Annotated in this window: 19 protein-coding genes; 11 read left to right on the top strand and 8 right to left on the bottom strand. The window is 57.9% G+C overall.

Features of this window, described 5'->3' with window-relative positions; all coding sequences use genetic code 11:
* Positions 1-42: 42 nt before the first annotated feature.
* Positions 43-1,419, bottom strand: a complete 1,377-nt coding sequence (gene rpoN / locus FE795_RS14085) for an RNA polymerase factor sigma-54 (RefSeq protein WP_003801752.1) — start codon at positions 1,417-1,419, stop codon at positions 43-45.
* A gap of 236 nt (positions 1,420-1,655) precedes the next feature.
* Between rpoN and FE795_RS14080 the strand changes: the two genes are divergently transcribed.
* Positions 1,656-2,192, top strand: coding sequence for a DUF4142 domain-containing protein (locus FE795_RS14080; protein ID WP_003801751.1), 537 nt, complete (start codon positions 1,656-1,658; stop codon positions 2,190-2,192).
* Between the two features lie 30 nt (positions 2,193-2,222).
* On the opposite strand, the gene FE795_RS14075 is transcribed toward FE795_RS14080, so the two are convergent.
* On the bottom strand, positions 2,223-3,329 hold the full coding sequence (locus FE795_RS14075) for a sigma-54 interaction domain-containing protein (RefSeq protein WP_230406202.1): 1,107 nt from the start codon (positions 3,327-3,329) through the stop codon (positions 2,223-2,225).
* Positions 3,330-3,613: 284 nt separating this feature from the next.
* Positions 3,614-4,090, bottom strand: coding sequence for a YbaK/EbsC family protein (locus FE795_RS14070; RefSeq protein ID WP_003805552.1), 477 nt, complete (start codon positions 4,088-4,090; stop codon positions 3,614-3,616).
* 116 nt (positions 4,091-4,206) lie between these two features.
* On the opposite strand from FE795_RS14070, the gene FE795_RS14065 reads away from it, so the two are divergent.
* Both FE795_RS14065 and FE795_RS14060 read left to right on the top strand, forming a co-directional pair.
* Positions 4,207-4,626, top strand: coding sequence for a DUF411 domain-containing protein (locus FE795_RS14065; protein WP_131070888.1), 420 nt, complete (start codon positions 4,207-4,209; stop codon positions 4,624-4,626).
* Between the two features lie 116 nt (positions 4,627-4,742).
* Complete coding sequence (locus tag FE795_RS14060) at positions 4,743-5,126, top strand: DUF4168 domain-containing protein (protein WP_003805547.1); 384 nt, start codon at positions 4,743-4,745, stop codon at positions 5,124-5,126.
* A gap of 178 nt (positions 5,127-5,304) precedes the next feature.
* Here FE795_RS14060 and FE795_RS14055 read toward each other — a convergent pair whose 3' ends face one another.
* Positions 5,305-6,399, bottom strand: coding sequence for a metal-dependent hydrolase (locus FE795_RS14055; protein WP_059318286.1), 1,095 nt, complete (start codon positions 6,397-6,399; stop codon positions 5,305-5,307).
* Positions 6,400-6,611: 212 nt separating this feature from the next.
* Between FE795_RS14055 and trhO the strand changes: the two genes are divergently transcribed.
* Complete coding sequence (trhO, locus tag FE795_RS14050; RefSeq protein ID WP_003805543.1) at positions 6,612-7,619, top strand: oxygen-dependent tRNA uridine(34) hydroxylase TrhO; 1,008 nt, start codon at positions 6,612-6,614, stop codon at positions 7,617-7,619.
* Between the two features lie 147 nt (positions 7,620-7,766).
* On the top strand, positions 7,767-8,450 hold the full coding sequence (locus tag FE795_RS14045; protein ID WP_003805540.1) for a glutathione S-transferase: 684 nt from the start codon (positions 7,767-7,769) through the stop codon (positions 8,448-8,450).
* Positions 8,451-8,674: 224 nt separating this feature from the next.
* Here FE795_RS14045 and FE795_RS14040 read toward each other — a convergent pair whose 3' ends face one another.
* Positions 8,675-10,066 (bottom strand): dicarboxylate/amino acid:cation symporter, encoded by a 1,392-nt coding sequence (locus FE795_RS14040; RefSeq protein ID WP_003805539.1) that lies wholly within the window; start codon positions 10,064-10,066, stop codon positions 8,675-8,677.
* Between the two features lie 268 nt (positions 10,067-10,334).
* On the opposite strand from FE795_RS14040, the gene FE795_RS14035 reads away from it, so the two are divergent.
* Together FE795_RS14035 and FE795_RS14030 are read left to right on the top strand one after the other, a co-directional pair.
* A complete protein-coding gene (locus tag FE795_RS14035) occupies positions 10,335-12,191 on the top strand; it encodes a sensor histidine kinase (protein ID WP_230406201.1) in 1,857 nt (618 codons plus the stop codon).
* Positions 12,192-12,193: 2 nt separating this feature from the next.
* Positions 12,194-13,534 carry a sigma-54-dependent transcriptional regulator gene (locus FE795_RS14030; RefSeq protein WP_059318288.1) on the top strand — a complete coding sequence of 447 codons (1,341 nt, stop codon included), beginning with the start codon at positions 12,194-12,196 and terminating at the stop codon, positions 13,532-13,534.
* A 240-nt stretch (positions 13,535-13,774) separates the two neighbouring features.
* Here the strand turns inward: FE795_RS14030 and fabI are convergent, their stop codons facing one another.
* The 3 genes from fabI to gloB are packed head-to-tail and all read right to left on the bottom strand — an operon-like array spanning position 13,775 to position 16,823.
* Positions 13,775-14,560, bottom strand: coding sequence for an enoyl-ACP reductase FabI (fabI, locus tag FE795_RS14025; RefSeq protein WP_003805533.1), 786 nt, complete (start codon positions 14,558-14,560; stop codon positions 13,775-13,777).
* A 33-nt stretch (positions 14,561-14,593) separates the two neighbouring features.
* Complete coding sequence (locus tag FE795_RS14020) at positions 14,594-16,003, bottom strand: transglycosylase SLT domain-containing protein (RefSeq protein ID WP_039944112.1); 1,410 nt, start codon at positions 16,001-16,003, stop codon at positions 14,594-14,596.
* Positions 16,004-16,013: 10 nt separating this feature from the next.
* Entirely contained in the window at positions 16,014-16,823 is an 810-nt protein-coding gene (gloB, locus tag FE795_RS14015; RefSeq protein WP_039944113.1) for a hydroxyacylglutathione hydrolase, read from the bottom strand.
* Positions 16,824-16,846: 23 nt separating this feature from the next.
* Here gloB and FE795_RS14010 point away from each other — a divergent pair, with 23 nt between their 5' ends.
* The 4 genes from FE795_RS14010 to FE795_RS13995 all read left to right on the top strand — a co-directional run bounded on the left by FE795_RS14010 (position 16,847) and on the right by FE795_RS13995 (position 22,281).
* Positions 16,847-17,608 (top strand): class I SAM-dependent methyltransferase, encoded by a 762-nt coding sequence (locus FE795_RS14010; protein WP_003805527.1) that lies wholly within the window; start codon positions 16,847-16,849, stop codon positions 17,606-17,608.
* A complete protein-coding gene (gene rnhA, locus FE795_RS14005) occupies positions 17,605-18,048 on the top strand; it encodes a ribonuclease HI (protein WP_003805526.1) in 444 nt (147 codons plus the stop codon). Before FE795_RS14010 ends, rnhA begins: the two co-directional genes overlap by 4 nt.
* Before the next feature lie 99 nt (positions 18,049-18,147).
* Complete coding sequence (locus FE795_RS14000; protein WP_003805523.1) at positions 18,148-19,194, top strand: efflux RND transporter periplasmic adaptor subunit; 1,047 nt, start codon at positions 18,148-18,150, stop codon at positions 19,192-19,194.
* Positions 19,195-19,203: 9 nt separating this feature from the next.
* The gene (locus tag FE795_RS13995) at positions 19,204-22,281 is read left to right on the top strand and encodes an efflux RND transporter permease subunit (RefSeq protein WP_003805520.1); all 3,078 of its coding nucleotides are present in this window, start codon (positions 19,204-19,206) and stop codon (positions 22,279-22,281) included.
* The last annotated feature ends 67 nt before the right edge of the window (positions 22,282-22,348 follow it).

The following is a 22,348-nucleotide window of genomic DNA, read 5'->3' as shown; positions in this document are numbered from 1 at the left end:
TAAAGGATGTACCCTGAGGAATCAGCAAATTGCGTACCCGTGCTAGTTTGCCGCCCTCTGCAAATGGGCGCCCAGCGCACGCAGACGGGCCCGTTGCTGGCGTTCGCGGGCATTGGGAATGCCTAGTTGCAAGCGGTACTTGGTCACGGTTCTTTTGGATAGCTCCACGCTGTTATTACGTAATGCTTGATGCAGCTCCACATCGCTCAGGGGAGTGTCGCCCGATTCGCTGGCAATCAGACGGCGAATTTGTTCCTTGACCAGAGCCGTGGAACAACTGCCGCCAAAATCCGTTTCCAGCTCACCTGAGAAAAAGTGACGGAAACTCAATGTGCCAAAAGGCGTGCTCATGAATTTGTTGGCGGTGGCGCGGGATATGGTGGACGGATGCAACGCCAGCTCTTTGGCCAGATCGTTGATGCGCATGGGTTGCAGGGCTTGTTCACCCAGCTCGAAAAACAGAGCTTGCCGCTGCACGATCTGTTCAGCCACCCGACAAATGGTGCTGCGGCGCATGGCCAGCCCCTCGGCCAGCCAGCGTGCTCGGGTTAACGTTTGCTGTAACTGTCGATCCTGGCGGGCGCGGGCCTGCTGTTCCAATGCGGCTGCGTAGTCTTGCTGGACCCGCACGCGTGGAAGGCTGCGTGGGTCTGCCACGATACGCCAGCGATTGCCTTCTTTATGGACATGTACATCAGGAACGATAGCCTGTTGAGGGCAAGGCAAATAAGCTCGCCCAGGCTTTGGGTCCAGGCTTTGCAGCTCGCGCAGCGCTTGTTCAAACACGGAGACAGACAGGCCCAGCCTTTGACGGGCACTTTTCCAGTTGCCCTGCGCCAGGCAGTCCAGTTCGGTGGCAATCAGTTTGAGCAGAGCACGCGTGACCGTCGGGTTAAGGTGTTTGCGGGCCTGGACTTGCAGTGCAAGGGCCTCTGAAACAGAGCGCGCTGCCGTGCCTGGCAGTGACAAGGCCTGCACCAGGGCCAGAGCGGTTTCCCATTCTTGCAAGGAGACCGCCTCACAGTTGGCAGGGAGCAGGTCCTCGAAGCGATCCTGCAGATAGCCGTTGTCATCCAGTGCATTGACAATAAGAGCGCATAAGGCTTGGCAACGTTCGCTGGCCCGGCTCAGCCGCACGTTCTCCATGATTTGTTCGTCCCGGCTGCGCAGGCTGCTGTTGATATCACCGGGGGCTGAGAAGTCATTGCTGTGACTGGAACGGGGCGGTGTGACCCCTTCCCGCACGGTATAGTCCAGTTCGGCCTCTGCCGTAGTCTCCAACAGAGGATTGTCCTGCAGACTTTCATGCAGTAGCGTCTGTAGCTCTTGCACGGAGAGCTGCAGAATGTGGGCAGATTGTTGCAGGCGCTGCGAGAGAGTGTGCTGCATCTGTAACTGTGGAACCAGCTCTAGCTTCATTTCTCGTCTCCTGGGTTATAGAGGGCCAAATGGATCATTTCCTGCAATCATCAACGAGGGCGTCAGGGCCTTTGCGCTATCTATATAGCAAGTTTTGTGCCTGTCGCCTTGCTCCTTGACGGCGGTACGTTTTTTGCTATGTCAGGAGCCGGGCTTCTCTTGCCAGACAGGTCCTGTGCTTGGGCATGGGAGGTCAGATTCTTTTTAGCGGACCTGTTTTCCTTCGGAGGTGTGTGATGCGACTGAAACAGATGGCGTGTTTGGCGGTAGCGGCTGGCGTGGTGATGGGCTTGTGTGTGCGTAGCTCGTATGCAAGAGGGTTGGCCGCGACAGACAAGGGCTTTATGAAGGACGCCGCGCAAGCGGGGCATCTTGAGCTTCAGGCTGCCCGACTGGCCCTGCAACGCAGCAGTAATGAGCGGGTGGCCGATTTTGCCACCATGATGATTCAGGATCATGAGCAGCTTGCCCAGGAACTGGCAGCGCTGGCCAAAGCCCGTCACGTGGAACTGCCTGCCACGCCCACGTTGATGCAGCGGGGCAAGCTCGCTTTTCTGCAGGAAGCCAAGGGCGAGCAGTTCGATGCAGACTATGCGAATGAGGTGGCACTCAAGGCGCATGAAACTACGATCAAGCTGTTTGAGGATTACATTGAAAAAGGCAGAGACAGGGAACTGATGGGATTTGCTCAGGATGCCTTGCCTTTGCTCAGGCAGCATTTGCAGCATGCTCATGTGCTGGCAGACTCCATGAAACCTGCCCTGGCTCAGTAAGTGGAGCTGTCAGGGCAGCACGTGCAGCGTTTACGGCAAGGGGTCCGAATCCAGATTGATGTCGATCTGATCCTGATTACTCATGACATAGCTGCGCAGCAGAACATTTCGTAGCTGACGGATATTGCCTGGCCAGTGGTAGTGCTCGATCTTTTTCACACTGGCCAGGCTCAGACTTCGGTTTTGCTGATGTTCTTCATTCATCTGTTCGATGAAATGTTGGGCAATCAGCACCGCATCGTCGCCCCGATCCCGAAGGGGCGGAATCAGAATGGGAAAAACGCCCAGTCGGTAATACAGGTCCTCGCGCAGCTTTTTTTCTTCAATGGCCCGCATGGGGCTGCGGTTGGTGGCAGCAATGATTCGTGCGTCGTGTTTGATGAGCTGGTCACCGCCTACTTTCATGTATTCACCGTTTTCCAAGGCTCGCAGCAGCTTGGTTTGTGCTTCTATGGGCATTTCGGTGATCTCGTCCAGAAACAGCGTGCCTTTGTCGGCCAGCTCAAAATAGCCCTGACGATGGCGATCGGCTCCGGTAAAGCTGCCTTTTTCGTGGCCGAATAGCTCGCTTTCTATCAGTTGTTCTGAAATGGCCGAACAGTTGATGGGCACGTAAGCTTGTTGGCGACGCGAACTGCAGCGATGAACTGCGCGTGCGGCCAGCTCCTTGCCCGTTCCACTCTCTCCAATCAGCAAGACGGGCAGTTCAGTGCGGCTTACTTTGCTCAGTTGGGTATAGAGTTTTTCCATCGGAGCGGAGCGGCCCACAAACTCGCCAAAATCGTAATGCTGTTCCGTCTGGCACGCCCAGGGGCCGGGGGCCTCATTGCGGTACTTGGACTTTAACTGTTCCAGCAAGGTGCGAAGCTGGGCATGGTCATGGCGCTCCGAGCCGCTCAAGGCTGGCAAAGTGTAGCTTTCCACTGCATCCAGACCTACCCGACGGCTGAGATCCTGAGCCTGTAAGGCGCTGATATTGGGTCCAAAAAGCAGGGCGTCCGGTATTTTCTGATGGTAACGGATCAGAGCTTCATCAGGTGTCCGGGCGGTGATGGCAGAAAAATTCATTTGCCGCGCCAGTGCCAGGAAAGTGCTGTTAAGTGCGGTATCTGTCTCCAGCAGTAATAGGTGGGGCATCGTTTTCCTCTGTAAACAAGTCAAGCCAGGATTCAGGGCTGATGTTTCATCCTAGACACGATCCTGTTCATGTCCGTTACCAGATATGGCAGGGCGGAAAGTATGTCCCTTGGGCAAAGGGCCGGTGGACGCGCCCTTGTGCCAAAGTGAGCCAGGCTCATTTTGTGTGCCTTGACATGCTCACATTCAACTTACACATCTGTTTACTGGTTCGGCCCCGCGTTTTATGGCTGGACACGAGCAGTTGACAAGGTGCATGGCGAAAGAGGAATGAGCGGGCCGGATCAGACGCTGGCCTGGGGGGCCTGCGTAACGTCAATCCACTGGGCGCGGGTCAGCTCGGCCAGGCGTTGGGGGGTAATGCGTACAGCAGAGTTGATCGAACCGGCCGCAGGCAATACGGTATCGAAGTCCTGCAAGGACAGGTCGCAGTAGATATCGAGCGCCGTAGCCAGACCAAAGGGGCATACCCCGCCCACCGGATGGCCCGTCAGGGCTTCAGTGCTGGCCAGATCCAGCATTTTGACGCGTGTGCCAAAAACGTTGCGCAGTTTCTTATTGTCCAGACGGGCGTCGCCCCGGGCGACCAGCAAAACCACTTTATCGCCCGCTTTCAGACTGAGTGTCTTGGCGATCTGCCCGGGCTCGACCTGATGGACCTGCGCGGCCAGCGCGACTGTTGCCGTGCTTTCTGTGGTTTCAATAATCTGGATATCAGCAGCGTATTCGCTCAAGAACTGTTTGACGGAATCAAGACTCATGATGATCGGAACGAAATAGGATGTTTTGTTAAACTTTTTTGCTGGGGCCTAGTCTTAGCCAAGTGCATGTGTGTGTCAACCAGAGCGCCCTGGCGCTGCAAAACAGGAATGTAATTGTGATTAAACCCTTATTGTTGTCGGCCGGCTTGATGGCCTTCAGTTCCCTGGCCCTGGCACAGGCGCCTGCCGTGACGGTTTACCAGGACCCCAATTGCGGCTGTTGCGAGGGTTGGGCCCAGCACATGAGCGAGGCAGGCTTCGAGGTCAAATCCGTCAAGACCCAGGCCATGTGGCAGGTCAAGCAGCAACTTGGCGTACCAGCCGAGCTGGCTTCTTGCCATACTGCGGTGGTGGAACAGACTGGCCAGCGGGTGGAGGGCCATGTGCCGGCCCATGTCGTCAAACGGATGATGAGCGACGCCAGCATCCGTGGCCTGGCCGCACCGGGCATGCCTGCCAATTCGCCCGGAATGGGTGAGCTGGATGGCAACTTGATCACAGTCGATTTCAAGGGCCGGCCTTACTCGCGCGACTGATCGTAGTCAGTAAACGGGTGGCATGCAGATACACGAAACTACATTGAGAAACTTGTAAGCTGCTGCCGCTCTTGTCATGATGACCGTTCATTGACTCTGTTCAGGAGGTTCCATCTATGCAGCCCTCAGTTAAAGCTTTTCTCGCTGCTACCGCAGTCGCATTTGGCATGTACAGCCCTTTTGCGATGGCCCAGGGCAATGCGGCTCCGGCCAACTCGGCAGCCCCGGCGGCTACCCAGATTGTTAAACCTACGGATTCTCAACTGGAGCAGTATGCGCGCACCTATAAAAAGGTCGCCCAGACTGCTTCGGAATATCAGCCGCGTCTGGATGCGGCCAAAAGTGATGCAGAGCGTCAGGCCATCGTTCAGGAAGCCGACCAGCGTCTGGTTGGTGTTGTGACCTCCAATGGCATGGATCTGGCCGATTACAACGGTATCAGCCTGGCCATTCAGCAGGACCCTGCTTTGCGTCAGCGCGTGGAAGGAATGCTGAAATAAGGTTGTTGATGCTCGGGTTTGGCAGAGCGCCGGGTGTCATTGTGTAGTGACCGTAGTGGGTAAATTTAAACCCCTGAGCCGTACCAGGCCCGGGGGTTTTTTTGCGCACCTCTACGCGGGCAAGAGGCATGCCCTGTCCGGCTCAGCTCACAGCCTGACGCCTGGCCAAAGCGAGTGCCTAATCAAAGTCTGCCGGCGCGCGTGGAATAGGGACACCGGCATCAATGCGTTGGGCCCACTCTTGCAGGGGCAGGGCAGGTACAGGCTCCCAGATGCGGCGCAGCACGGGCTTAAGGAGCGCCATATTGTGGCCGCCGGCCCAGCGATAGGGGATCACGGGCAGCCAGGAGTCTGGAGCAATCCGTTCCGCCACCACAAAGCGAAAGCTGTATTGGCCTGGGCCCAGGCTCATGCGGACATCACTGACCACCAGAAGGTCGTCAATAACGTCATAGCGCAGCCAGTTATCCGAGAACCAGCGCAGTTGCTCCAATTGTGTCAAAGGAGGAAACAATTGGGTGTAGTCGCTGTTCAGGGGCAGGCAGAGTGATTCGTACCGGTGCCCTTTGGGCGCGCGCAGGTGATCGAGCAGCCCCACCACCACCTCACATTCCTGGTCTTGCGCATCGCGTACCAACACTCGCCAAAGCAGGATGTTCATGGGTTGCGCGGCGGAATATACCCGTTGGATGCTGACCCCTTGCTCTTTCAATTGTGCCGTGGCTTGATGTTCGGCCCAGAACTTGGCTCCCACCGAGGCGGCCAGATACACACTGCTCAATAGCAGGGCCCAGTTGCAGGCTCGCGGCGTGATGGCGGCAGGGCCTCGTATCAAGCCAATGAGTGTTGCGATCAGCAGGGGGGCGGTATAGAGCGGGTCAATAATGAAAATGCTGGACCAGGTGGCTGGAGTGGCCGGCAGGGGCCACAGTAACTGGGTGCCGTAACTGGTAAAGGCATCGAGCAGGGGATGGGTAATCAAACTTAGCCCGACGGCCAGCCCTAGTCGCCCTGCTGACACGCGCGCCTGTGCAAACAGCAGTTTCCAGAGGATCGCGACCAGCAGGGTGGCCGCGCTCAGGACAAATAAAGAGTGCGAGAACCCCCGATGGCTGACCATGGCCGTAATCGGGTCGCCATATTGGATAAAGACATCCAGATCAGGCAGGGTGGCGATGATGGCACCGGACAGGACCGCCTTGCGACCATACTGACGCCCCAGAAGGGAGCCGCAAATGCTGGCGCCCAGAACGGCTTGTGTTACGGAATCCATAGCTCTCGTACGAAGAAAAACAGGGCCGGGGCCTGATGCGGCCTGCCGGCTTTAGCGTTATGATTTTAAAGTTGAATGCCCGGTCTTCCCTGTTTTTTTTGACAGGGCTCAAAGGCTCCAAGGGTATCAGTGGCGTATAGTGTACGATGGCCCGCGCTGTCCTACTGCCTGCGGGCCGCGCCATCGCTTCTATCCAGAGAATTCGTTTACCTATGTCTACCTACCTGATCGCGGCTTTATATAAGTTCGTGGAATTGCCCGATTTTGCCCAGATGCGTGATCCCCTGTTTGCCTTTTGTGAGCAGCACCAGGTCAAAGGCACGCTGTTGCTGGCACGCGAAGGAATTAACGGCACGATTGCCGGACCTGAGGAGGGTGTTCGTGCTGTCTTGGCGTACCTGAATTCGGATGCGCGCATTGCCGGTCTGGTCCATAAAGAGTCCTACGCCGACAAGGCCCCGTTTTATCGCCTCAAGGTCAAGCTCAAGAAAGAGATCGTCACACTGGGTGTGCCGGATTTGAAAACGGCCGAGATGGTGGGTGAGTACGTCGCCCCCGAAAACTGGAACGCCCTGATCAGCGATCCGGATGTGGTGGTCGTGGACACGCGTAATGATTACGAAGTGGGCATCGGGACGTTTAGCCGGGCCATCAATCCCAAAACCCAGAGCTTTACGGAGTTTCCGCAGTGGGTTGCCGAACAGTCCAAGGAAGGTGGCGTTTTACACGGCAAGCCCCGTGTGGCCATGTTCTGTACGGGCGGTATCCGCTGTGAGAAATCCACCGCTTTCATGCGCTCGCAGGGTTTTGAACAGGTCTATCACTTGCAAGGTGGTATTCTGAAGTATCTGGAAGAAATTCCGGCAGAGGAAAGCCTGTGGGATGGCGACTGCTTTGTGTTTGACGAGCGTGTGTCGGTCCGGCATGGGCTGGAGCCGGGTGATTACGATTTTTGCCGCGCCTGCCGCATGCCCATCAGTGAAGAGGAAAAGCAGTCAGCCCAATTTGAAGAGGGCGTCAGTTGCCCTTACTGTCACGGCCACAGCTCGCCCGAACAGATCGAGCGGTTTCGGGAGCGCCAGAAGCAGGTGGCTCTGGCTCGCGAACGCGAAGAGCGCCATATTGGCGTCAGCATGGATGAATTGGCAGAGCGCCGCGAAGCCGCCCGTCGCAAGGCCGAGGAGCAGCGCCTGCTGGCCCAGCAGGGCAAGGACCTCTAGCCTGTATCGGGCTGCTGTGTTACCTCTATCAGCTTGATTCTGGCCTTGGGCTGTTAACAAGTCGCCCTTCTTCCCTGGAAGGGCGACTTGTACACGCACCATCGCGCTAAGTCCGCGCTCATGCGCGGCTTTCCATCGGTATCGAGCATGTCCTTATCTGATTTACCCATTTTGTATTCTTTTCGCCGCTGCCCCTACGCCATGCGCGCACGGCTGGCGATTGCGGCCAGCGGCGTGTCTTGCCAGTTGCGCGAGGTCGTGCTGCGCGACAAACCGGACGCCCTGCGTCTGGCCTCTCCCAAAGCAACCGTGCCTGTGCTGGTCCTGCCTGATGGCAGGGTGATTGATGAAAGCCTGGATATCATGCGCTGGGCCTTGGCGATTCACGATCCCTGCCATTATTTACAGCCCGGACAGGGTCTGCACGAGCAGATGGAGGCCTTGATTGCTGCCAACGACGGCCCGTTCAAGAAGCATCTGGACTGTTATAAGTACCCGGATCGTCATACGGATGATGAGCAGTTCACGGAGGCGACGCGTTTCTCGGCCCTGCATCGGGCGCAAGCCAGTGAAATACTGATGGGCCTTAATGCCCGTATCGAGCAAGAGGGCTATCTGGTGGGTAAGACGCCTTGTCTGGCTGATCTGGCCATTGCCCCTTTTGTGCGGCAATTCGCTCAGGTGGATCGAGCTTGGTTCGACGCCCAGCCGTGGGCAGCCTTGTCGAGCTGGCTCGTGAATTTTCAATCCAGCACTTTGTTTGCGAGCATCATGGGCAAGTATCCCGCTTGGACGCCGGACAGCGAAATGGTGCTTTTTCCGGCAGGCTGACTGCCTGACTGACTCACTCTGTTTAGCAGTCCCTGCGGCCTTGTACTTGATGACTGCGTGTCTTAACACCTCGCCGGGCTCTTCTGCGTGGGTTTCGAGGCTTAATGACGAGTGAAAAGCAAAGCGACCCGCACGGCGAGGCAACTGCGACCACTCCGGCATGGGCCAGTAAAAAATGCCGGTTTTCAAGGGAAAACCGGCCTTTCTTGTCGCTGCGGGCGGAATCAGACCGCAACGCTGGCGCGAGGTTCGCTGCTTTCTTGAGCTGGAATCTCCTGGCCACCTCGTTGATGGAGGGTGACGCTGGTATCGAGGGGGGGCAGTTCCCCATTCATGGCGCTGTTGAGCTGATCGGTATTTAGCTCTCCTTCCCAGCGGGCGACCACAATGGTGGCTACGGCATTGCCCACCAGATTAGTCAGGGCGCGGCACTCGGACATAAAGCGGTCAATACCCAGGATCAGAGTCATGCCGGCAATAGGCACCGCGGGCACCACGGACAAGGTGGCCGCCAGTGTAATGAAACCGGCGCCGGTCACGCCAGCCGCTCCTTTGGAACTGAGCATGGCGACCAGCAAGAGTAGCACCTGCTCTTGCAAGCTCAGGGGAATATCGCAGGCCTGGGCAATGAACAGGGCAGCCATGGTCATGTAGATATTGGTCCCATCCAGATTGAAGGAATAGCCGGTAGGCACCACCAGGCCCACGACCGACTTGGCACACCCGGCCCGTTCCATTTTCTGCATCAGAGTGGGCAGAGCCGCTTCGGAGGAACTGGTGCCCAGTACGAGCAGCAGTTCTTCGCGGATGTAGCGGATCAGCTTGGTGATGGAAAATCCGTTGTAGCGGGCTACGGCCCCCAGAATGACCAGTACAAAAAGCACGGATGTCACGTAGAAGGTCACCACCAGCAGCGCCAGACTGGAGACCGACTCAATCCCATATTTGCCGATGGTAAAGGCAATGGCGCCGAAAGCGCCCACAGGGGCGGCCTTCATCAAGATGGCGACCAGCTTGAAGACCGGTGCCATCAAAGCCTGAAGGAACTTGAGCACTGGCTTGCCGTGGTCGCCCACGGCGGCCAGAGCGATGCCAAAGAGCACGGCCACGAACAGCACCTGCAAAATGTCACCCCCCGTAAAAGGGCTGATGAGGGTGGCCGGGATGATGTTCATCAAAAAGCCCGTCAGGGTGCTGTCATGGGCCTGCTGGACGTAGCCTTTGATGGCGCTGGAGTCCAGCGAGGCCGGGTCAATGTGCATTCCGTGGCCCGGTTGCACGATATTGCTCACCACCATGCCCACAATCAGGGCCAGGGTGGAGAAGGTCAGAAAGTAAATCATGGCCTTGCCGACCACCCGTCCCACCTTTTGAAGGTCCGTCATGGCGGCAATGCCGGTGGCGACCGTCAGGAAAATAACCGGTGCAATAATCATCTTGACCAGCTTGATGAATGCGTCGCCCAAGGGCTTCATGCTCTCGCCCAAGGACGGATAAAAATGACCCAGCAATATCCCGATGGTGATGGCGATGATGACCTGAACGTACAAAATTCGATACCACTTGATTTTGACAATCTGCGGTACCGGATGCTCTCCTGTGCTTATATCCATCATGATGTCGTCTCCGTGACTTGATGTAGCCGACCTGGCAGTCAGCTGGTGACCTGCTTGGAATTGTGTGTGGGCAGGCGGTTTACGCTCGCCGGAATCCGTGTTCCGGCCCATAAGCTCTTAGCTAAAGCAACATCCGTGCCAATCTGTTCGTAAACAGGAAGTCAGCAAATAAGCGGCTTGCGGGCAGGAGACTTCCCCGCTTTCTGTTTATGTGTGCGAAAATCCGCACAACGATTATGATTTTTTGGCGAAATTTCGCACGGATTTTATGAATTCCATTCCGGTTTCTTCGGGATTGCGGCGGCGCTTCAGGCTCGAATGGCTGTTTTTGCTGAGCGTGGCCGTGGTGCTGGGCCTGTTCGCTTTCTGGCGCTCGGCTGATTTGGGCACGGCCCGTTTGCTCACACAAAGCGAACAGCGGCTCGACTCCCTGATGCGTGGCAATGCGGGCTGGATTCAGACCATCCGTGACAAATTCCGCACATTGTCATTTGCCCTGGCGCAGGACGAGGCCTTGCGTCAGTACCTCATGGGCAACCCCGCCTATGGCGATGCCCAGGCACTGAACCGCAAGTTCGAGCAGTTGGCCGAGGACACCGGCGCACCGGTGCTGTATTTGCTGGATATTCATTCGCAGACGCTGGTCTCGAGCAATTGGCAGGCGCCCGACAGCTTTGTGGGCAATCACTATGGCTTTCGCCCTTATTTCACCAAAGCCCTGGAGCAGGGGCACGCTGAATACTTTGCTTTGGGAACCTCCAGCGGCAAGGCCGGGCTGTATATTTCCCGAATGGTGCAGGGGCAGGACGGCAAGGCCGTCGGCGTGGTGGTGATCAAGCTGGTGTTTGATCTGCTGGAAAAAGAGTGGGAAGGCTATGGCGACCGCATGTTTGTCAGCGATCCGAATGGCGTGATCTTGCTCAGTGGTGAGCCGGACTGGCGTTTGCACAGTCTGGATCAGGCCGCGCCCGAACAACTGGCCCAGCTGCGAGCCAGCCGGCAGTTTGGCAGCGAAGCTCTGGAGCCGGTGGGGCTGCGCATGTCGAACTCTGGAAACCGGGCCTCGTTCTGGACCTTGGGGCAGGAGCGGTTCTTGCATGTACAGCAAGCGGTGATGGGCAGCGACTGGACGCTACATGCGATGGCACCCATGGACGCCGCCTTGCGGACGCAGGCCTTTCAGTCCCGTCTGACCGTTATGGGCTTGTTGTGTGCGGCTCTGGTGCTGGCTGCCCTGGGCTTGCAGCGCAGTCAGCAGCGCCGTGAAACCCAGGCGCGTCAGGCCTTGTTGCGCGACGCTCTGGAGGAGGCCGTGGAGTCGCGCACCGCTCAGTTGCAGGTGGCGCGTCGTCGCCTGGAGCAGGAGATGCAGGCCTTGCAGGAGGCCCGCTCGCGTGCGCGCGATTTGCGAGAGCAGTTGGAGCAGGCCGAAAAATTGTCGTTTCTGGGGCAGGTGACGGCAGGAGTGGCCCACGAAATCAATCAGCCGGTGGCCGCCATTGAAGTCTACGCTGATAACACCTTGCGCCTGCTGGAGCAGGGGCAGACTGAGACCGCTCGCCAGAACCTGAGTCGCATCCAGGCGCTGACCCAGCGTATTGGCAGCATCACATCCCAGCTTTGTCATTACGCTCGCAAGCCGCAGGAGCAGGAAGGGCCCGTGCTGGTGCGGTCAGCAGTCGAGAGCGCCTGGCAGTTGCTGGAACATCGGGCGCGGGCGCAAGCGGTGGCGCTGGAGCAGGAGGGCATGAGCGAGCCCGTACAGGTATGGGCCTTGCCGGTCCGCCTGGAGCAGGTGCTGGTGAATTTGTTGCGTAATGCGCTCGATGCTCTTGAGGGGCGTTCTCAGGGACGTATTCGTATCGAGGTGATGAACGAGACGCGACATGTGCGCATCGTGGTGTCCGACAACGGGCCAGGCCTGAGTGCGGAAATTCGCCAGCGCCTGTTCACCCCCTTTAGTTCCAGCCGGCACCAAGGACTGGGATTGGGCCTGGTGATCTCGCACGATATTGTGGCGGCCCTCGGTGGCCGTCTGGAAGAAGGGCCGTCGCGTTTGGGCGGGGCCACGTTTCACATTGTGCTGCGGAATGCTGACAGCAAGCAGGACCAGGGAGAGGGTTGAAAATGGAAGTCGCGTTTGTTGATGATGATGCCGATCTGCGTGCTGCCGTTGTGCAAAGTCTGGAGCTGGCAGGCTTGAAGGTAATGGCTTTTGCCAGTGCTCAGGAGGCGTTGAGTCGCTTGCCCACGGATTATCCTGGGGTGGTGGTAACCGATATCCGGATGCCCGGGATGGATGGTCTGGCGCTGATGCGCGCCTTGCATGCCCGCGACCCGGATCAGCCTGTCGTTCTGATTACCGGCCATGGCGACATTGATATGGCCGTACAAGCCATGCGCGACGGTGCGTTTGATTTCCTGAGCAAACCTTACCAGGCAGAACGATTGTTGACAGTGATTCGCCATGCCGCCATGCAACGCAGTCTGGTCTTGCAGAACCGGGCCTTGCGCGAGGAGCTGGACGAGGATGGTCAGGGCCCGGCGCTTCTGGGCAATTCGGAGGTGATGATCAATCTGCGCGCTACGCTGCGCCACCTGGCCCAGTCCGATGTGGATGTGCTGGTGGAGGGGGAGACGGGAACGGGCAAAGAGGTTGTGGCCATGCTGCTGCATCGCTGGAGCGCTCGAGCTCAGCATCGGTTTGTGGCGCTCAATTGCGGAGCCTTGCCCGAAACCATTATTGAAAGCGAGTTGTTTGGTCATGAGGCGGGCGCTTTTACCGGTGCTCAGCGCAGACGGGTAGGCAGTGTGGAGCATGCTCATCAGGGCACTCTGTTTCTGGATGAGATTGAAAGCATGCCCATGATTGCGCAGGTACGCTTGCTGCGCGTGCTGGAAACCCGTTGCGTGACGCCTTTGGGCACCAATGAAGAGCACCCGGTCGATATTCGGGTAGTGGCCGCCAGCAAGGTGGATTTGTCCGATCCCGGACAACGTGCGAACTTCCGGGCGGATTTGTACTATCGCTTAAATGTGGTGACCTTGCGCCTGCCGCCGCTCCGAGAGCGCAAAGAAGATATTCCCATGCTGTTCGCGCATTTCGCTGCGCTCGCCGCCAAAAAATACGGCATGGCGCAAAAGATTCCCGATGCACACAGCCTGGCTTATATGCAGTCCCATCACTGGCCGGGAAATGTGCGCGAACTGGCGCATTTTGCACAGCGTGAGGTGTTGGGCGTGCAGCCTGTGCTCGCCAGGGAGGGGGTGGGAGAGGAGTTAAGTCTGCCCGCCCGCATGGAACAATTCGAGGCGCAGCAGATCCGGCAGGCCCTGGCACGTCATCGGGGTGATATCAAAGCGACACTGCAGGATCTGCGCATCCCGCGCAAAACCTTTTATGACAAGCTGCAGCGTCACGGTATTTCACGCAGCGATTTTGTGGAAGAGGGCCTGCCACAGAGCTGATTCTTCCGGTGGTGGCAAAGGCTTGTCTTTGACAGAGGTGCAGGCTGACGTGGTCGATGCTGCAGGCCGCCGTGGTTTTATTGTGTTTATTGATCGGGGAAGCTTTGCCGTAGCAAGGGGGCAAAGAGCGTGTGCGGGCCGACTTGTCCCGCGCAGCCGCAGGGTTCCTTAGCGGCGCAGTCACATAAAAATAGCGGCCAAGGCCGCTATTTTTTTATCGTACTGCCAGGCGGTGAAACCTTACTCCTGCATGCCGGGAACGATGCAGTTAAAGCCGGCGTCAACGTGCGTGATTTCGCCCGTGATGCCGCTGGCCAGTTCGGACATCAGGAAGGAGGCCACATTGCCCACTTCTTCGATGGTAACGTTGCGCTGCAGGGGGGCGTGGGTTTCGACGAACTTCAGGATGGTGGAGAAGTCCTTGATGCCGCTGGCAGCCAGGGTCTTGATGGGACCGGCCGAGATGGCATTGGCACGAATGCCGTACTCGCCCAGAGCGACGGCCAGGTAGCGCACGGACGCTTCCAAAGCGGCTTTGGCCACGCCCATTGTGTTGTAGTTGGGGATGGCCTTCTCGGCGCCCAGATAGGTCAGCGTCAGTACCGAACTCTTGCGACCCTTGAGCAAGGGCAGGGCGGCTTTTGCCAGCGCCGGGAAGCTATAGGCGGAAATGTCGTGAGCCACGCGGAACGACTCACGCGACAGACCATCCAGAAAATTGCCGGCAATGGCTTCACGAGGAGCAAAGCCGATGGAGTGAACCAGGCCGTCCAGACCGTCCCAGCGCTCGCCCAGCGAGGCCATGGCCTGTTCAATCTGCGCGTCTTCAGACACGTCACAGGGCAAGACGATATCCGTGCCCAGTTCCTGGGCGAAGCCTTCAACGCGTTCTTTAAACCGCTCGCCCACATAGGTCAGGGCAATATCAGCACCTTGTTGGCGACATGCTTGCGCAATCCCGTAAGCAATGGAGCGGTTCGAGAGAACGCCTGTGACCAGGATGCGTTTTCCTTGCAGGAAACCCATGCTGAAAATCCTTTATGTAATTAGTGGGTGGACTTAGCCACGAATATTGGAACCGGGAACACGCAAACGTGTGCCCCTGGAAAGAGAGTTGCCTTTGAGATTGTTCAGGCGTCGCAGTTCAGCCACCGAGGTGTCGTACCGTTTGGCCAAAGCGTAGAGTGTATCGCCCTGGCGGACTGTGTGGGTACGGACATTGGCTCCGCGGCGCAACACAACCGTGTCGCTCTTGCGGTTGACGCTGGCCGTTTGCGCGCGCGCCTGGCGGGCACTCTGGGCAACAGGAGCGGCCGGTGTATTGGTCAGGGAGGCCAACTGCAGACTGCCTTCACCCAAGGTCGTGCTGGGGACCAGCAGTGTCTGGGCGACCGCTTTGCTGCGCTTGCTGCTCAAGCCGTTAATGGAACGCAGTTGCGACAGGGTAATGCCGTGTCGCTGGGCGATGGACAAATAGCTTTCGCCGCGTTTGGCCTGGTAGGCTTTCCAGTTGCTGAGCTTGCCTTGGTAGGCTGCCAGATTGGCTTTGAAGATGTCTACTTTGTTGGCGGGCAACAGCAAGGTGCCGCGCTCGGCCGGAATAGTGGGGCGATTGTGGGCAGCATTCAATGCCTTGAACTCGTCCACGGAGATCTCGGCCAGTTCGGCCGCCAGGGCGACGTCAATGTCCTTGTTCTTGCGCACCGCAGTGAAATAGGGCGTATTGCTCACTGGAGGCAAGGTGATGCCGTAGCGCTCGGGGTTGGCCACAATATTTTTGATGGCCTGCAACTTGGGGACGTAATTGCGCGTTTCGTCCGGCATTTTCAGTGATAAGTAATCAACGTCCAGGTTGGCTTGTTCGTTGCGTTCCATGGCGCGTCGTACCGACCCTTCGCCCCAGTTGTAGGAGGCCAGTGCCAGATACCAGTCACCCTGAAACTCGTACAGATACGACAGATAATCCAGGGCAGCACGGGTGGACTCGACCGGGTCGCGGCGCTGGTCTACCCACCAGTTCTGCTCCAGCTTGTATTGCGTGCCGGTGCTGGGAATGAACTGCCACAGACCCGAAGCATGAGAGCGCGAATAGGCGACCGGGTTATAGGCGCTTTCCACAAAAGGCAGCAGCGCCAGTTCCGAGGGCAGACCCCGGGCATCGAGTTCGTCCATGATGTGATAAAGGTAGCGCGAGGCGCGCTGGCTCATGGTGCGGATGGACTCGGGGTGGGAGGCGTAATAATTGGTCCAGTAATCGACCAGGTCGGTATGCAGATTGGGGATGGCAAAGCCTCGGCGCATACGGTCCCAGGCATCTTTTGGGGGGTGGGTCAGATCAATCGTGCGAGACGTATCGGCGGCAATGCTGGTGGAGGTTTTGGCGGCTTTTTGGGGGCTGACTTTGGGGCCTGTGGCGCAACCTGCCAGCACGAAAGCGCATAGCAGCGCAAAAAGTCTCATTAGGTTCATTGCGGAATCTTCAGAAATTGTTTTTCCAGTCGCGCAGGCTGGCAAATACCTCGACAGGATTATTCAGAGGCCGGGCGGCGTACTGCTCGGCAGCCTTGATAACAGCAGTCGTCTCGCAACGCAGAAACGGATTGGTAGCCAATTCTGTTTTCAGGGTGGAGGGCACCGTGGGCAAGTTCTGCTGACGCTTGAGCTTATCCTGTTCCCAACGTTCATGCAGGTGGGGACTGTCTGGCTCTACCTGCAAAGCCCAGCGTAAATTGGATAAGGTGTATTCGTGCGCACAGCAGATCAGGGTGTCCGCAGGCAGTGTCGCCAACTTGCCCAAGGAGTCCATCATTTGAGCCGGGGTGCCTTCAAAAAGACGTCCGCAACCGGCGGCAAACAAGGTATCACCACAGAAAACAAAGGGCTGTTTTACCTCATTTTGACCAAAGTACGCAACGTGTCCGGCAGTGTGACCGGGGATATCCAGCACCTCCAGCGTCAGTTCCAGGGTGGGCAAATCGACTTTGTCGGACTGTCCCACACGCACGTCACAGACGGGCAGACGCTCGTGGGCCGGGCCCCATACGCGTGCAGGATGCTTTGCCAGGATATCCTTGACACCGCCAACATGGTCACCATGGTGGTGTGTCAGTAAAATGGCATCCAGTTGTAAGGATTCGCGCGCCAGCCATTCCAATACCGGGGCGGCCTGGCCGGGGTCCACAACCAGAGCGTGACCGGCTCGAGCCAAAGCCCATATATAGTTGTCATTTAGAGCAGGAAGTGGAATCAGGCGAACATCGCTTGGCACAGGCCAGGTAAATGCATTCATCATGGTAGAGGGGGAAAGCGCCAGTGGAGCAGACTTTGAATGATCAATTTGCCCAGTGGTTGGAAACCGTACCGGGGCGATATGTGCGGGCCTGGGAACAAGCCGCGATTGATGCGGAGGTGGTCAACACCTTCGGGTATCATGCCATACAAATCGGATTGCCGCATTGGGACCTCCTGGCGCAAAGTCGGGTCTGTTTCAAGGTGTGTACCGCTCAGGCCGGCGTCTTGCCTGCCGATCAGAAAAATCTGGTTTATGCCCAACCTGAACATCTGCCTTTCGATACGCAAAGCATCGATCTGCTGATTTTGCCCCATACGCTGGAAAGCGCCAGTGATCCACATCAGGTGTTGCGCGAGGCCGAGCGTGTGCTGGTGCCTGAGGGGCGCATTATCCTGACAGGCTTCAATCCCGTCAGCCTCTGGGGAGTTCATGACTGGATACCGGGTCTGGATCGGGGTACGCCCACCCTGCCTGGCGATGTCATCTTTCCTTGGCGCTTGCGCGACTGGTTGAAACTCCTGTCCTTTGATGTGCAAAGCGCGCAGATGGGTTGTTATGCCCCCTTGTGCCGTCAGCAGGCCTGGCTGGATCGCTGGGGCTGGATGGAGCGCAGCGGTGCACGCTGGTGGAGCTTTGCCGGGGCGGTTTACATGGTGGGTGCCGTCAAGCGCACACCCGCCCTGCGCCTGGTCGGCCCCAAATGGAAGAAAAATCGTCGACGTGTGCGTCGGCCTATGGTGGTTGCCGGACGCGCTGCCGATGAAGGAATAAGCAAGACATGAGTGATGTTGTTGAGATCTGGACAGACGGGGCCTGCAAGGGCAACCCGGGTTTGGGTGGCTGGGGGGCTTTGCTGCGCCACGGTGGGCGCGAGAAAGCGATCTGTGGTGGCGAGGCCAATACCACCAATAACCGTATGGAACTGATGGCCGTGATCGAGGCCTTGAAAGCCCTGAAACGTCCTTGTCAGGTGCGGGTGCATACGGATTCGCAGTATGTGCAAAAAGGCATGAACGAATGGTTGCCGGGCTGGAAGGCCCGTGGCTGGCGCACGGCAGATAAGAAGCCTGTCAAAAATGCCGATTTGTGGCAGGAGCTGGAACAGCAGGCAGCCAAGCATGAGCTGACCTGGCTGTGGGTGCGCGGTCACGCTGGCGATCCGGGTAATGAACGGGCAGATCAGCTGGCCAATGAAGGGGTGGAAATCGCCAGGCAGTTATAAGATCGTACGCAGATTCCCGGCCTGCAGATAGTACTATTAGCCACTCGTCATATTTTGTCAGACTGCTGTGCCGGCCTGACCGGTCAGGATAAGCCGCCCATGATTTCCACGCTGCGCCTCACGATTTTTCCCTTGTTTTTTGCGCTGTTCCTGAGCAGTACGCCAGGCTGGGCGCAGTCCGGAGCCACGCGAGTAGAAGTGCTGCCTGTGCGACAAAGCGAATTGATTCGTGATGTAGCCGCGGTAGGGACCTTGGTGGCCAGGGAATCGGTCATGCTGCGCCCCGAGATTAGCGGTCGCATTTCAGCCATCAGTTTTGAGGAAGGCCAGCCCGTCAGCAAGGGGCAACTGCTGGTTCAACTGGACCCAGCCATGGCGCAGGCACAACTGAATCAGGCTCAGGCCAATTTGAATCTGGCCAGTAGTCAGCATCAGCGCTCTGCCCAACTGAGCCGTCAAGGCTTTATCAGCCAGCAGGCCAAAGATGAGTCAGGCAGTCGCCTGGCCGTGCAGCAGGCCGAAGTGCAACTGGCACGGGTACAGTTGGACAAGACCCGTATCCGTGCCCCTTTTGATGGAGTCACGGGTTTGCGCAACGTGTCTGTGGGCGATTACGTGGGGCCGGGCACCGATCTGGTGCGACTGGAGGCGATCTCCAGTCTGAACGTGGACTTTCGCATTCCCGAACAGTATCTGGCCGATGTGAAACCGGGCATGCCCGTTGAACTGGGTTTTGACGCTTTTCCAGGCCAGACCCGCAAAGGCTCGGTACTGGCAGTCAGCCCGGTGGTGGATGCCGCCGGCCGTTCGATTCTGCTGCGGGCGCAGGTACCCAACGAGGACGGCGCCTTGCGCCCCGGCCTGTTCAGTCGGGTCCGGCTGGAACTGTCGCGTTATCAGGCCTTGATGGTGCCGGAAACGGCATTGGCGCCTGCTGGTCAGGACCAGTACGTCTACGTGGTCAACGATGGTCGGGCAGAGCGTCGTCAGGTGCAGGTGGGCGTGCGAGAGCAAGGCTGGGTACAGGTGACGGGCAATCTGCAAGCGGGAGACAGCGTGTTGGTGGCGGGGCTGCAAAAGGTGCGTGATGGTGTGCCCGTCGACATTCAGGAAGTGATTGACGTGCAAGCACAGCCGCAGCAATAGGACAGGATCATGGTGCTTTCCGATTTATGTATCCGCCGTCCGGTATTTGCCACGGTGCTGTCCTTGGTGATCGTGCTGGTCGGTTTCATTGCTTATGAACGTCTGACGGTACGCGAGTACCCTGCCATTGATGAGCCCGTGGTGTCTGTCATCACCAATTACAAGGGCGCGTCGCCGGAGGTAATTGAATCTCAGGTGACCAAGCCGCTGGAAGATCAACTGTCGGGGATTGAGGGCGTCAATGTGATGACCTCGCGTAGCCGCTCCGAGCGCAGCCTGATCAATATCAAGTTCAATCTGGACCGGGCCCCGGATGCGGCTGCGGCCGATGTGCGCGACAAGGTCTCGCGCGCTCGACGCTTTCTGCCTGACGAAGTGGACGAGCCCATCATCAACAAGGTGGAGGCCGACTCCACTCCCATTATTTATGTGGGGGTCGACACGGGCAACTACAGCATGCTGGAGGCCTCGGACTACATCAACCGGTATATCAAGACGCGTTTGTCTGTTCTGCCCGGTGCGGCCGAAGTCCGGGTGTTTGGCGAGCGGCTGCCTGCCATGCGTATCGATCTGGACCGAACCCGCCTGGCGGCCTATCAGTTGACGGTACAGGACGTGGAAGATGCGCTGCGCAAACAGAACGTGCTGATCCCGGCAGGACGCATCGAGTCGGATGCGCGCGAATTTTCGGTGGTGTCATCGACCGACCTGGAAACGCCCGAGGAGTTTCGCGACATCATCATCAGTCAGGCGGCCGGCTACCCGGTACGTATCTCCGATATTGCCGAGGTGCGGATCGGGCCTGCCGAAGAACGGGTGCTGGCCCGTTTCAATGGACAAAACAGTTTGAATATTGGTGTGACCAAGCAGTCCACGGCCAACCCGCTGGATCTGTCCAAGTCGGTGCGCGCGGAAGTTGAGCGCATCAATGAAAGTCTGCCGGGCAATATGAAGCTGACCGTGGCTTACGACAGCTCCATCTTTATTCAGGAATCCATTGATTCGGTGTACACCACGATTGCCGAGGCCATCTTGCTGGTGGTGCTGGTGATTGTGTTCTTTCTGCGCAGTTTCCGCGCCAGTCTCATTCCCATCGTGACAATTCCGATCTCCTTGATCGGGGCGTTTGCCATCATGTACATGCTGGGTTTTTCCATCAATACCCTGACCTTGCTGGCGATGGTGCTGGCCATTGGTCTGGTGGTGGACGATGCAATTGTGGTGTTGGAAAACGTGTATCGGCATATCGAAGAAGGCAAAACTGCCATGCAGGCTGCTTTTTTAGGTGTGCGTGAGATTGCTTTTGCCGTGATTGCCATGACGCTGACCCTGGTGGCGGTGTATGCGCCGCTGGCATTTGCCACTGGACGCACGGGACGGCTGTTCATTGAGTTTGCCCTGACGCTGGCGGCTGCCGTGCTGGTATCGGGCTTTGTGGCCCTGACTCTGACCCCCATGATGTGCTCGCGTATGTTGCGCCCTCAGGGGGCAAAAGTAGGCCGTGTCAGTCAGGGGATCGAGAACTTTCTGGTCTGGCTCACGCGAACTTACCGCCGGGCCTTGATCCGGGCCCTGCGCTGGCGCTGGCTGGTTTTGCTGATCGGCGTTGCCGTAGCGGCCAGCAGTGCCTTGCTGTTTACGGTTATTAAAAGCGAACTGGCCCCGGTTGAGGATCGTGGCGTGATCTTCGGCATTGTGAGTTCGCCCGAAGGCGCTACATTGGACTACACCTTGCACAATGTGGAGCGAGTCGAAGCCTTGTATCGCGACATCCCGGAAACCGAGGGCTATCAGTCCATTATTGGTTTTCCCACCGTGACAGACTCGTTTGCCATCTTGCGTCTGAAACCCTGGCAGGAGCGCTCGCGCACTCAGCAGTCGATCGCGCGTGAACTGCAGCCGCATTTCTCGGCCATCCCCGGCGCACGGGCCTTTCCCACCAACCCGCCTTCCCTGGGGCAGCGGGCCACTTCCAAACCCGTGGAGTTTGTCATCATGAGTCAGGCTCCCTATCCGGAGCTGGCTCGAATTGTGGACGGCTTTCTGGCGGAGCTGAAGGATTATCCGGGACTGTTGAATGTGGATACGGACTTACGCCTGAACACGCCTGAAATCCGCATTGATGTGGATCGCGACAAGCTGGCCGATACGGGCGTTTCGGTAGAGGTCGTGGGACGCACCCTGGAGTCCATGCTGGGCGGGCGTCAGGTGACCCGTTACAAGAGTGATGGTGAACAGTACGATGTGATCGTGCAGGTAGATAAACAGGCTCGCTCCAGCCCGCAGAATATCCTGGATATTTATGTTCGCACCAAGGACGGCGGCATGGTTCAGGCATCCAATTTCCTGAAAGTTCGCGAAAGCGTGTCCCCTCAATCGCTGAACCACTTCAATCGTTTGCGTGCCGTGATTGTGGAGGCCTCGGTGGCTCCTGGCTATGCCTTGGGAGAGGTGCTCGAACACATGAATGAGGTGGCGCGCAAGACGCTGCCCGAAACCGTGCAGACCGATCTGGACGGACAATCGCGTGAGTTCCGGGACTCCTCGGGCAGTATCTATCTGGTGTTTCTGATGGCGCTGGCCTTCATTTACCTGGTGCTGGCTGCCCAGTTCGAAAGCTGGCGCAATCCGCTCATCATCATGCTGTCCGTGCCTCTGTCCATGACAGGCGCTTTGCTGGCTCTGTGGCTCTCAGGCGGAACCTTGTCCATTTATAGTCAGATTGGCTTGATTACTCTGGTGGGCCTGATTACCAAGCATGGCATTTTGATCGTGGAATTTGCCACCCAGCAGCGCGAGGCCGGAGCCAGTTTGTACAATGCCGTAGTGCGGGCCTGCGAGATGCGGCTGCGTCCCATCCTGATGACGACCGGCGCGATGGTGCTGGGGGTGTTGCCCCTGGCCTATGCCACCGGAGCGGGGGCTGAATCGCGTCAGCAGATCGGCTGGGTGCTGGTCGGCGGTTTGACGTTGGGTACCGTGTTAACCCTGTTTGTGGTGCCTGTTGCCTATACGCTGATAGCAGGGCGCAAAGCGGGGCAGGACGAGCAGCTTGAGCTGATTGATAAGCCCCAGGCCTCTCTCTAAACTGAGGGTCGGGGCGGCTACGGGGCGTCTGTCCAGCCAAGGCTTTATGCCGTGATCGACTATTGTA

It is taken from the genome of Alcaligenes ammonioxydans (assembly GCF_019343455.1).
GTDB classification, from domain to species: Bacteria; Pseudomonadota; Gammaproteobacteria; order Burkholderiales; family Burkholderiaceae_B; genus Alcaligenes; species Alcaligenes ammonioxydans.
Note: the sequence above shows the minus strand (reverse complement) of the source record. Positions and strands in the feature narration are given on the sequence as shown.

Bases quoted from the DNA above. Each gene is read 5' to 3' on its own strand.
- FE795_RS14035 (WP_230406201.1), top strand. From the start codon at position 10,335: ATGAATTCCATTCCGGTTTCTTCGGGATTGCGGCGGCGCTTCAGGCTC.
- FE795_RS14000 (WP_003805523.1), top strand. From the start codon at position 18,148: ATGATTTCCACGCTGCGCCTCACGATTTTTCCCTTGTTTTTTGCGCTG.
- FE795_RS14070 (WP_003805552.1), bottom strand. From the start codon at position 4,090: ATGAGTCTTGATTCCGTCAAACAGTTCTTGAGCGAATACGCTGCTGAT.
- FE795_RS14040 (WP_003805539.1), bottom strand. From the start codon at position 10,066: ATGATGGATATAAGCACAGGAGAGCATCCGGTACCGCAGATTGTCAAA.
- FE795_RS14045 (WP_003805540.1), top strand. From the start codon at position 7,767: ATGTCCTTATCTGATTTACCCATTTTGTATTCTTTTCGCCGCTGCCCC.
- FE795_RS14030 (WP_059318288.1), top strand. From the start codon at position 12,194: ATGGAAGTCGCGTTTGTTGATGATGATGCCGATCTGCGTGCTGCCGTT.
- FE795_RS14075 (WP_230406202.1), bottom strand. From the start codon at position 3,329: ATGCCCCACCTATTACTGCTGGAGACAGATACCGCACTTAACAGCACT.
- FE795_RS14060 (WP_003805547.1), top strand. From the start codon at position 4,743: ATGCAGCCCTCAGTTAAAGCTTTTCTCGCTGCTACCGCAGTCGCATTT.
- FE795_RS14055 (WP_059318286.1), bottom strand. From the start codon at position 6,399: ATGGATTCCGTAACACAAGCCGTTCTGGGCGCCAGCATTTGCGGCTCC.
- fabI (WP_003805533.1), bottom strand. From the start codon at position 14,560: ATGGGTTTCCTGCAAGGAAAACGCATCCTGGTCACAGGCGTTCTCTCG.
- FE795_RS13995 (WP_003805520.1), top strand. From the start codon at position 19,204: ATGGTGCTTTCCGATTTATGTATCCGCCGTCCGGTATTTGCCACGGTG.
- FE795_RS14020 (WP_039944112.1), bottom strand. From the start codon at position 16,003: ATGAACCTAATGAGACTTTTTGCGCTGCTATGCGCTTTCGTGCTGGCA.
- FE795_RS14080 (WP_003801751.1), top strand. From the start codon at position 1,656: ATGCGACTGAAACAGATGGCGTGTTTGGCGGTAGCGGCTGGCGTGGTG.
- rnhA (WP_003805526.1), top strand. From the start codon at position 17,605: ATGAGTGATGTTGTTGAGATCTGGACAGACGGGGCCTGCAAGGGCAAC.
- rpoN (WP_003801752.1), bottom strand. From the start codon at position 1,419: ATGAAGCTAGAGCTGGTTCCACAGTTACAGATGCAGCACACTCTCTCG.
- trhO (WP_003805543.1), top strand. From the start codon at position 6,612: ATGTCTACCTACCTGATCGCGGCTTTATATAAGTTCGTGGAATTGCCC.
- gloB (WP_039944113.1), bottom strand. From the start codon at position 16,823: ATGAATGCATTTACCTGGCCTGTGCCAAGCGATGTTCGCCTGATTCCA.